Below are 10,720 nucleotides of genomic sequence, written 5' to 3'. Positions count from 1 at the left end.
TTGGGATCGTCGGCATCGTGGACGTAGATGTAGCGACCTGGGCGGTCGCGGAGCACGACGAGAGACGGATACTCGCCGAGGATCCTGTCATAGCCCGCGCTCTGGTAGAAGGAGTATCCGCCGCCGGTGTGCGAGCAGAGCGCGCAGTAGTTTTCGTTGGAGAGGTAGTTGATCCACGGTCGGGGAGGGGAATGGGAGGTGATAATGAACTCCCGACCGTCGTCGCTGAAGTGCCCGTACTTCGCGAGGCCCTCGGAATCAGCCGTCTTCATGATAGCCCCCGGAGCCAGCAGCGTTATTCGCAGCTGCGATGGGTCGGCGCGGCCGCTACGACCCCGGCCGCCCCTCAGCGCGGCGGTTCTCCATCGCTTTCCCCGCGCCGCGCAGCAAGTCTGACCGCGTCATGAGGAATCGGGCTAACTGAGTTCCGGCATCTCGCCGAGGTGCACGGTTACGGTGCGCCGTTCGCCCTGGCGCAGGACGGTGAGTTCCAGCGTGTCGCCGGGGCGCTTTCGGCGCATGATCCGAGCGACGTCTTCGGTATCGCGCACCTGTTTGCCTTGCAGCGTTTCGATCACGTCTCCCGGTTTGAGGCCGGACTTCGCGGCGGGCGTGCCCGGCAGTACCTGCTGGATGACGACACCTTCGTCTCGCATGCGCGTCGTGTATGAGATCCCCAGCCATGCATGAGAGACCTTGCCGGTGCGCACCAGCTCCGGGATGACGGCCTTCGCCGTATCAATGGCAACTGCGAAGCCGATACCCCGCGCGTACGGGACAATCGCCGTCGGCATCCCGACGACTTGTCCGCGCAGGTCGATCAGCGCGCCGCCGCTGTTGCCACGGTTGATCGCCGCGTCGGTCTGCAGCAGATCCGTGACCGCAATGGCGCCTTCGCCGACGATCGTCCGCCCCTTGCCGCTCAACACGCCGGCGGTCACCGTGTTCTCCAGCCCAAACGGGTTGCCCACTGCGACGACCCAACTGCCGACGGGCAGGCGCTCCGCGCTGCCGAGTTCGGCCTGCGGAAGGTTGTTACCCTTGATCTGCACCAACGCGATATCGGTGACCGAGTCGGCGCCGACCACTTTGCCATTGAAGCTCCGGCCGTCGGGCAGCGTCACCTGGATTTCGCGCGCCCCGCGCGCGACGTGGGCGTTGGTCAAGACATACCCGCGGCGCCCGTTGATGATGACGCCCGAGCCCTGCCCGCGGCGCGGCAGAATCCCCTCGGGGCTGCCGCCGAACAGGCCTTTGACGACAGCCTCCGGCCCGCCGCCGACCGTCGTATTGATGCGCACGACCGCCGGAGCCACCTTGGCCACTGCGCGGCTGATGTCTTCCTCGGTCGCCGCGCCGGGGCCCTCAGTGAAGAAAGCTCCCGCGCCGGTGCCCCCACGCGCGATCAGCCAAACCACGAGCGCCCCGACGATGACGAGCACGAGAAGGATGACGGCGACGCCTGTGCGTCCTCGATGATGCATCGGCGGTCGGAAGCGCAAGTGAGGGTTCTCCTTCGTCCGCTGGTGCAACCGCTAGCGCGACGCTCGCGATGTACGCACCTCAAGCGTCGTACAAATAGCCCCGGTTAGACTATCAACCGACGTGACGCGTGTCAAGGGCGCAGGAGCCACACGGCGAGCCGCCGGAAGCTCGTCGCCGCCTTCAACGCCGCGCATCAGCATGGAGAGGATGGCGGGATAGGGATGAAGAAACCGGCGCATTGTACCCGACACATCAGCCCCGGATAGGTCATCGCCGTGACGCGGTTCCGTGCGTCCGCAAGCGGCGCGTGGCGGGCGACTCGAAAGGCCTGCGCGAATATGAGCAACGAATCACATTATCGTAGGCTTGAGAATATGATGCACTCCGCGCCGTTGGTCGAGCTGACGGGCGCGAGAGTACGAATCGGCGAGCGCACCGCCGAAATCGTGATGCCGGTCAAGCCGCAGTTCTTCCACGCCGCGGGCGCGTTGCACGGCGCGCTCTACTTCATGGCGCTCGACAACGCGGCGTTCTTCGCAGTCAACTCGATGGTCGACGACGTGTTCGTCCTGACCACCAGCTTCACCATTTACCTCACCCGTCCGGTGTCGGAGGGCACGCTAAAGGCGGTTGGGAGGGTCGTGAACCATACCCGCAACCAGTACATCGCGGAATCGGTGCTGTGCGACGCCGAGGGCAGAGAACTTGCCAGGGGAAGCGGCGTGTTCGTTCGAAGTAAGATACAACTGACGGAAAGCATCGGCTACAAGTAGAGGGCGAGCATGCGCCGCCTGCTCGGCGCCGGGAAGAGGCATATCGTGCGCAGGTGCCGCGGTTTGGGACGAAGCCCGCTTCTGCGAAACGCAATCATCGCATTCGGCTGTGTCACTGTGGCGGCTTTCGCAGCCGCGGCAGAGGAGGCCCCCGTGCTTGAGATCGGATCCGGAGTTGAACCATTTGTTGACGACTGGCTCATCCAAAGCATGACCAACGTGAGCCTGCGCCTGCATCACCCCACCCGTCGCGAGGTCGCGCTCGAGTTCGATGCGCCATGGGAGGGCCCGATCAGCTTCTACGTCACGGTATTCAAGGACGAGGACCGTTACCGCATGTATTACCGGGGTTGGGGCGAACCGGATGATCCTGATGACGTGACCTGCTACGCGGAAAGCCCGGACGGCATCCACTGGACGAAGCCGTCGCTGGGGTTGTTCGAGGTCAAGGGCACGTCGGACAACAACGTCATCTGGACCGGCGAAGGCACGCACAACTTCGCGCCGTTTAGGGATGCCAATCCCGCCGCGGCGGACTCCGAGCGCTACAAGGCGCTGGCGGGCGGCCCGCTCATCGCCCTCGCATCGCCGGACGGCATTCATTGGCGGAAGATGCGCGATGAGCCGGTCATCACTGAGGGGGCGTTCGATTCGCAGAACCTAGGGTTCTGGGACACAGTGCGGGGTCAATACGTCGCCTACCTCCGCGGCAATATCGGCGGGATCCGCACCATCGGGCGCGCGACTTCGGCCGACTTTCTGAACTGGTCCGGCACAACCTGGCTCGACTTCGGCGACGCGCCGACCGAGCATCTCTACACCAACGCGATCACGCCGTACTTCCGCGCGCCGCACATCTACCTCGGCTTCCCCAAGCGATTCGTGCCCGAGCGCAAGCGCGTCGCCGAGTGGTCGAGCAGCGGCGTTTCCGACGGCGTCTTCATGACCAGCCGCGACGGACTGCACTGGCATCGCTTCGTGGAAGCGTTCCTGCGGCCCGGCCTCGACCGCGACAATTGGACCGAGCGCAACATGCACATCGCGGCCGGCGTCGTGCCCACCGGCGCGGACGAGCTCTCGGTCTATTGGGTCGAGCATTATCGCCACCCGACGGCGCGACTGCGTCGAGGCACGCTGCGCACCGACGGCTTCGTGTCCGTGCATGCGGGTCACCCGGGCGGCGAGTTCCTGACCAAGCCGCTGGCGTTCCAGGGCAAGGAACTGGTCATCAACTACGCCACCAGCGCCGCGGGCAGCGTGCGCGTGGAAATGCAGGACGCCCAGGGCCGACCGATTGCGGGACGATCGCTCGACGACTGCCCCGAGATCTACGGCGATGAGATTGAGCAGGTTGTCACCTGGAACGACGGCTCCGATGTCAGCGCCGAGCAGGGCAAGGCCGTGCGCCTGCGCGTCGCTCTCACCGACGCCGATCTCTATTCGATCCAGTTCCGCCCATAGCCGACGGCCGGCGCGCGCACGTTTCGATGCGGAGGCGAAGTGCATCGAGCGCGGTTTCCGCCGCGAGGTCCTATTGGAGTATGCCGTGCACCGTACCGCTGTCGCTGATATCCCGGTGTATCAGTTCGAGTTGATCGCGGCCGCCGAAGAAGTCATACACGGCGTGACGACGCGTCACGGCGGGGTCAGCGCGCCACCCTTTGACAGCCTGAACCTGAGCCTCCATGTCGGCGACAGCCCCGAACGCGTCATCGAGAACCGCCGGCGCTTGTGTCTGGCGCTCGACCTCGATTTCCGGAAATACACGGTGCCGCAGGAGATCGGCGGCGATGCGATCCACGTGGTGAGCGACCGCGATGCGGGAGCCGGCCGCGTGACGCTCGAGGACTGGATCCCGGGCACGGACGCGCTGGTCGTTGCCGAGCCGGGCATCACGATTGCCATCACCGTCGCGGACTGCGCGCCGATTGTGCTCTATGACGCGGAGAATCACATCGGCGCCCTAGTGCATGCCGGAGGGAGCGGCACCTCCGCGGCGATTGCGGCCAAGGCGGTGCGGTTCCTCGCGGCCCAATGCGGCAGCCGGCCTGCGGCGCTGCTCGCGGGCATCGGGCCCGCCATCGGCCCCTGCTGCTACGAGGTCACCGAGGAGATCGCACGTGATGTCAGCGCGGGATTCCCGTACCGGGAGCCCGTGGTGCAGCAGCGCAACGGGCGGTGGTATGCGAACCTCGAGGAGGCGAATCGCCAGCAATTGGTCGAATCCGGGCTGGACGAAGATCGCGTTGAACGGTGCGGACTGTGTACCGCCTGCCGCACCGACGAATTCTACTCTGATCGACAAGAAGGAAGGCCGACCGGCCGCTTCGTAGCTGTTCTATGTCTCCGGTGATACACCCCGGGGCGCTCGAACGGGGCGACCGCCGGGATGTAAGGATAATTGCGGATCGACAACACGGAGGGATAATGATGAAAGGCAGAATGCTCGTCAGGATGGCATGCGCGGTTGTGGTGGGCGTGGCACTGCTGTCGCAGATGACGCCGGCTGCGGCAAGCTTGTCGGCGGGCGTCGCAAGGGTCAGCATCACGCCGTCGCTCGCGGAGTTTCCGACTATTTCGCTCGCCGGGTTCGGGGAGCGCCTCGGCAAGCCGGCCGAAGGCGTGCGCGACGAGATCTTCTCTCGCGCCCTCGTTCTGTCTGACGGAGACACGAAGGTCGCTTTCGTGTCCACGGACCTCAGCGGCATCTCGCCCGGCATGAAGGATGCCGTTGTGGCGAAGGTGGCTGATCTCGGCTTCACCGCTGACAACGTGATGCTTGCAGCCACGCACAGCCACTCCGCTCCCGAGTGCCTGCATCCCGGAGGCGATGCCTGGCCGCTGGGTTTCGGCAACTTCCATCCCAAGTTCTTCGACTGGACGACGGAGCGCATCGCGGAATCAATCCGCATGGCCGACAAGCAAGACATGGTGGCCGGAATCGGCTTCGCCTCAGCCGCTCTGGATGGGTTCAACCGCAATCGCCGCGCCACCGGCGGCGGGCTCGTTGACCCCACGATGACGGTCATGAAGGTCACCTTCGCAGGCGGCGGCCCCGGAGGGGGAGCTACGCTCGCGATAGTGGTGAACTTTACGGCGCACCCGACGATGATGGGCGCCGACAGCTTCCTCATCTCCGGCGAGTGGCCCGGCGCCATGAGCCGTGAACTGGAACGCCGCCTGCCACGCCGCGAGCTGGCCCTGTTCTTCAACGGCGCGGAGGGCGATCAGACTACCGCCGGCGACTTCGGCTCCGGCTGGGAACGCGTTGACGCCTATGGCAAGGCGCTCGCGGAACAGGCCTGGGATCTCGCCGAGCAGGCCGACTGGTCCACTGAGGCCGATATCCGGATCAGCAGCATGATGTGGGATCTCCCGAAGCGGCGCCTGTCGCCGGCGTTCATGGCGAGCACCGGCCAGGAATACCAGCTTACCGAGGTCGACCCCGAGGTGCTCGAGGGAATCATGGCGCAGCTCTTTCCGGACAAGGTGCGTCTCCAGGCCGTGCGCATAGGTGATGCGGTCCTGATGGCGGTGCCGGGTGAGGCGATTACGGAACTCGGGCTTCAGATGAAGCGAGATGCGGCTTCCCTGGGGGCCAAGTACCCGATGATTATCGGCCTCGCCAACAGCGCGATCGGCTACATCCTGTCATTCGAGCAGTACGATCTTGGGGCCTATGAGAGCGGGACTTCCTTCTATGGGCCAATGCTCGGACCGATCCTCGTGAGCCAGATGAAGCAGACGGTGCGCCCGCTGCTCCCGCCCGGCGAGGAGTGAAGGCGTCGGGCCTGGAGCGGGCGCTTGACATGCGGGAATGTGTCGCGCTCGCCGATCCGGAGCGACCGAAATGCTGGAGCGGCTCTGTATCCTGGTGTCACTGGCATGCGTGCTGTCTCTCGCCGCGGCGGCCGGCGCGAGCGTACTGCCGCGCCCGCGGAAATCGGTTGACCGCGGGCGGAGCTTTCCCGTTACGGGTCCTGTCTCGGTAGTCCTCTCCGACACAGCCGGTGAGGTTGAGCACTACGCCGCCGCACGCCTGGCGACGCTGCTGAAAGCGCGCTTCGGATTGGATGCCCGCGTGACGCATCGAGTGCAGCGCTCCGCCCAATTCACGGTCTGGCTCTGCACGCCTCAGGCGAACGAGCGTATTGCATCGCGCGCGTCCGAGTTGGGCGCCGCCGTGACGCCCTCCGCCCCGGGGCCTGAGGGATACCGCATCCGCGTCCGATCCGGCAGCGGCGGCGTCGAGGCAGCGGTGGCCGGCAGCGACGCCTCCGGCCTACTGTACGGCGCGCTGTCGCTTCCTCAACTCATGCGGCACGAGGGAGGCGCCGTCAGCATCCGCTGCGTGGACATTGACGATAGCCCCGCCGTACCGGTGCGGGCGATCTACGTCATCCCGCAGCGCCTCGGCTTGGGGTGGGGGAGAGAAGCGGAGGAAACCGGCGTCGGCGGCATTGCGACTCGCGACACGTACACCTACTACCTGGATTGGCTCGCGGAGCATCGCATTAACCTGGTGTATTACGAGTTGGCGGGGCACGTGCGGCTGCCCGATGGCTTCGCGGACCTCGTGCGCGAGGCCCACCGCAGGGGCATGCGCTTCTTCGGCGGGGTCCGCTACGTCGGCTCGTGGCGCGAATCGTCATATATCTGCGCCTCGGACCCCGCGCAGGTCGCGCGAGTGCTCAGCGTCTATGATCGTTTCCTCGACGCGGGGTGCGACGGCATTGCGTACCTCGCCGACGATATCGCCCCCCGGTACCTATCCGGGCATTGCGACCGATGCCGCGAGCGCTTCGGCGGCCTTGCTGGTGAACAGGCGTTTCTGCTGCGTCAGATCGCGAACCGCGCCGTGGAACGGGGGATAGCGCCGGGGGACATCTACTTCTGCCCCACTCACTATTCGCGGTATGACGGTACTCACCGCGACTACTTCCTCGCCTTCGCCCGCGACGAGTTGCTGCGTCGGATTCCCTTCTTCATGACGTTCTACGATCCGGCGCAGATCGAGCGCTTCCGCAGCGAGACAGGGCTGCAGTACCTGTGGTGGTACAACGGCCCGCGCTCCATCTCGTATTTCCACCGCGGCAAGGCGCATTACGGCGCGGCGGATGCGATGTACTATCCCCTCATGTTCGGTTGGCACGGTCTGACATGGGAGTGGCGGAACGGGTTCGGCTTGCCCAACCGCAAGGTCGCCGGGACGTTCGCTGACATGCACCGTTATGCTGATGTGTTCTGGATGTGCTGCGGCGGCGGCGACACGGTGAACCACGCCGAATACGCGCACGCCATGTGGGGCTTGTACGCGTGGCGGCCGTCGGCGTTCGGGCAAGAGGCCGCCGAGCAGTCGGTGCTGGCTCGTCTCATGGGACCCGAGGCCGCCCGCGCTTTGCAGCAAGCCAACGACGAGTGCTTCGTCGCCTTTACCGTCGTCGAACCGGCCCGCGCCCACCCGGTGGCGCGCATCGAACAGGCCGTCGCCGACGCGCGGCGGGCGATTTCGGATGCCCGCGCGCACTACGATACGTTCTGGGCCGGCAGCGGCCATGCGGAGTACGCGGACGTCGCGCAGGGCTTTGTCGTCAACACGTTTGACCGGTATGAGCGCGCGCTGGGTGCGGTGGAAGACCGCGCGCGGGCGCTGGCCGAAGAGGCACGACGTGTCGAGCAAATCAAGTCCGCCGCATTGCGGGATGTCTCCGCCCCGGCGGACTGGCAGATGTCTGCCGACGGCGCGTGGAACGCGGAGACGGCCGAGACTGCACTGGTGTTCTCACTGCCCGGCCGAACGCCTCAGCCCGCTCCGGCCGCCGCTGGGGCGTGCCTCCGCGTCGTCTTGCCGCGCTTGGACACCTACCAGATCGTGTTCTCCGTCAGCGATAGCTACCCCCAAAGCGGCACGCCGCCTCACGCGTGGCCCGGCCACATCGTGAAGCAGGTTCTGGTGGACGACCAGGTAATCTGGCAGGACGACGTCGAGGGCGACGAGACTCCCGAGGAGATCGCGCTCCAGGCGGCGCGGTTCCAAGGCGAAGGCGGCGTGACGATATCCCTGCGGGCGGCCGTCATTCGCGATGTCTCGAACATGGGCGTCACCGTCACGTTCCAACCCATCGCCATCGTGCCGGAGCGACTCTCCGTCGCGTCGGCCTTTGTCGAAATCCCGCATCATTCCGACCTCGACCCGGCGGGCACGATGACTATCCTCACCCGCGCGCGCTTCGCGGATGACGTTGACACCAAGCAGTTCCTCTTTGCCAAGGGCACGCCGTTCGAGTACTTCTGCTATCTGCGACAAGGGCGAATCGTCTGGGGCGTGTATGAGGGCGAGACGGAACGGAACGTCGCGACGGAAGCTATCATCACCCCGGGGAGTGAGCACACCCTGGCCTGCGTGATCGGGGACGAACGCCTGAGCGTCGTCGTTGACGGAAGGCTTACGGCAGAGGGCCCGGCTCCCCCGGACGTGCCGACTCGAGTCGTGCCTTTCCGCATCGCCGGACGCGGGCACGGTGGCGACGTGTTCACCGGGACTATCGAAGAGATCGCTGTGTACGACCGTGCCCTGTCGCTGGAGGAATCATCGTCTGCTCCAGACGACGGCGCCGTTGGACGCTGGCAGCCCGGCGATTTGCATGAAACGAAGTCCCCCGGCCCCGTGCCGGACTTCTCGGGCCGCGGCCGCGACGGCTACCTCCACCGCCTGTGGCGCTGGGATGATTCGTAGCGGCGTCGCGCTCACGGCGAGCGGTTGCGCCAGGCCGCGGCGGACAGTCCCGTGCGGCCACGGGCGATACAGAACCGGAAAGGGAAGCAAGATGCAACTCCCTACCATTGACGAGAGCCGTTACGATCCGTGCGACGTCGTGGTGGCCGGCGGCGGGATGGCCGGCATCGCGGCAGCGATAGCGGCCGCGCGCAGCGGCGCAAGCACGGTTCTGGTCGAGAAAGCCGGCTGGCTCGGCGGCATGGGCATCACCGGCGCCACCGGGTTGCACACGTTCTTCAATGTCTTCGACGGCCATCCAGGCGCGGAGCGTATGCGCGTCGTCGGAGGCGTAGCGCAGGAACTCGTGGACAGCGTTCAGCACCTCGGCGGCGGCGTGGGGCACGTGCGCATGGAGCGCGGCGGCGACTTCGTCAGCATGCTCACGCCCGTGGAGCCGGAGGCGTTCAAGCTGGCTGCGGCGCGCATGTGTCTCGAAGCGGGCGTGAGGCTGCTGCTGCATACCGTGATGGACGAAGTCCACGCGAGCGCCGGGCATATAGACGGCGTCGTCGTGTGGAACAAGGCGGGGCGCAGCTTGATCCGCGCCAAGCAGTGTGTTGACTGTACCGGTGACGGCGATCTGGCGGCGTATGCCGGCGCGGAATTCGTCCACTTCAAGGCCGGTGAGCGCGGCGCCTATTCAGCCGGGTTCACGTTTCGGCTGTGCAACGTGGATCTAGCGGAAATTGAACGGGATCTCGATTCGCGCGGCCTCGTCACGCAGCTCGCGCATGCGGTCAAGCCGGGAGCGAACGCCCCCGACCTCGTGCGGCTCGGCATTGACATGAGGAAACTCGGCGAAGAGACCGGCGCGCCCGTGCCGCACTACTTCCTGTCGTCTTCCGTGCGTCCGCGCGAGCTAACCTACTGCAACTGCATCAACTACGGGCCCAACGACGGCCTCGATGTTGACGCCTTGACCTCCGCGGAAACGACGCTGCGCGGGCAGATGTTCGAGGTCGTGGAACTGTTCCGCAAGCATGCCGCGGGATGCGGGGAGTGCTACGCCGCCGGACCGGCGCCGTCGGTCGGGCAGCGCCGCGCGCGCGCCGTTCGCTGCGAGTATGAGTTGACGCAGCAGGACTGCACGCAGGGCGCTCAATTCGACGATCAAGTTGGCTGTTTCGGATTCATAGACAACAGCGAGTATGCCGTGCGCGAGGCGGGCGCGTACGGGATACCTTATCGCGCGCTGATCCCGCTTGGCGTGGACAACCTGCTGATCGCGGGCCGCATGATGACGGTGGATCTGGTGGCGCACAACAGCACGCGGAATACGGTCTGCTGCCTGATTTGCGGCGAGGCCGCAGGCACGGCGGCGGCAATGGCGACCGCGGCGGGTCACACCCCGCGCGAGGTAGATGCCGAGGCGCTGCGTCGGCGGCTCTTAGATGGCAAGGTCGTGCTCCGGCCGCGGCCGGAGCCACTACCGGGGGGGTAGGGGGAGGGAGGACGGCGACGTGATTCAACGGTTCGACGTCATCACCATCGGCAATGTCTCGCGCAACCGCTTCTGGGGGGAGAGCGAGGAGCAGCCAGTCCGCGCCGGGGTGTGCACGACTACCCTGATAACCGGTGAGGGGTTCCGCCTACTGGTTGACCCGTCGGGTGAGGACGCCGATCGCATGGCGTCGGAGCTTGATCGGAGAAGCGGCCTGCGCGCGAGCGACGTTGATGCCGTGTT

The 10,720-nt window shown here is 66.0% G+C and carries 9 protein-coding genes; 7 read left to right on the top strand and 2 right to left on the bottom strand.

Annotation, left to right across the window (positions count from 1 at the left end; genetic code table 11):
- Together JSV65_10985 and JSV65_10980 are read right to left on the bottom strand one after the other, a co-directional pair.
- Positions 1-272 (bottom strand): hypothetical protein (locus tag JSV65_10985; GenBank protein ID UCH33112.1); only part of this gene is annotated, 272 nt, incomplete at its 3' end.
- Positions 273-416: 144 nt separating this feature from the next.
- A complete protein-coding gene (locus JSV65_10980; GenBank protein ID UCH33111.1) occupies positions 417-1,502 on the bottom strand; it encodes a trypsin-like peptidase domain-containing protein in 1,086 nt (361 codons plus the stop codon).
- 321 nt (positions 1,503-1,823) lie between these two features.
- Between JSV65_10980 and JSV65_10975 the strand changes: the two genes are divergently transcribed.
- The 7 genes from JSV65_10975 to JSV65_10945 all read left to right on the top strand — a co-directional run.
- Entirely contained in the window at positions 1,824-2,258 is a 435-nt protein-coding gene (locus JSV65_10975) for a PaaI family thioesterase (protein UCH33110.1), read from the top strand.
- Between the two features lie 117 nt (positions 2,259-2,375).
- Positions 2,376-3,719, top strand: a complete 1,344-nt coding sequence (locus JSV65_10970; protein UCH33109.1) for a hypothetical protein — start codon at positions 2,376-2,378, stop codon at positions 3,717-3,719.
- Positions 3,720-3,804: 85 nt separating this feature from the next.
- Positions 3,805-4,611: a peptidoglycan editing factor PgeF gene (gene pgeF, locus JSV65_10965; GenBank protein ID UCH33108.1), complete on the top strand. Its 807-nt coding sequence runs from the start codon at positions 3,805-3,807 to the stop codon at positions 4,609-4,611.
- 74 nt (positions 4,612-4,685) lie between these two features.
- Complete coding sequence (locus JSV65_10960; protein ID UCH33107.1) at positions 4,686-6,038, top strand: neutral/alkaline non-lysosomal ceramidase N-terminal domain-containing protein; 1,353 nt, start codon at positions 4,686-4,688, stop codon at positions 6,036-6,038.
- A gap of 70 nt (positions 6,039-6,108) precedes the next feature.
- On the top strand, positions 6,109-8,994 hold the full coding sequence (locus tag JSV65_10955) for a hypothetical protein (GenBank protein UCH33106.1): 2,886 nt from the start codon (positions 6,109-6,111) through the stop codon (positions 8,992-8,994).
- Between the two features lie 91 nt (positions 8,995-9,085).
- Positions 9,086-10,477: an FAD-dependent oxidoreductase gene (locus JSV65_10950; protein UCH33105.1), complete on the top strand. Its 1,392-nt coding sequence runs from the start codon at positions 9,086-9,088 to the stop codon at positions 10,475-10,477.
- A gap of 19 nt (positions 10,478-10,496) precedes the next feature.
- Positions 10,497-10,720: hypothetical protein (locus JSV65_10945; protein ID UCH33104.1), on the top strand; the 224-nt coding region annotated here is incomplete at its 3' end.

This window comes from Armatimonadota bacterium (assembly GCA_020354555.1).
Classification (GTDB): Bacteria; Armatimonadota; Hebobacteria.
This window is presented reverse-complemented; position numbering and strand designations above follow the sequence as displayed.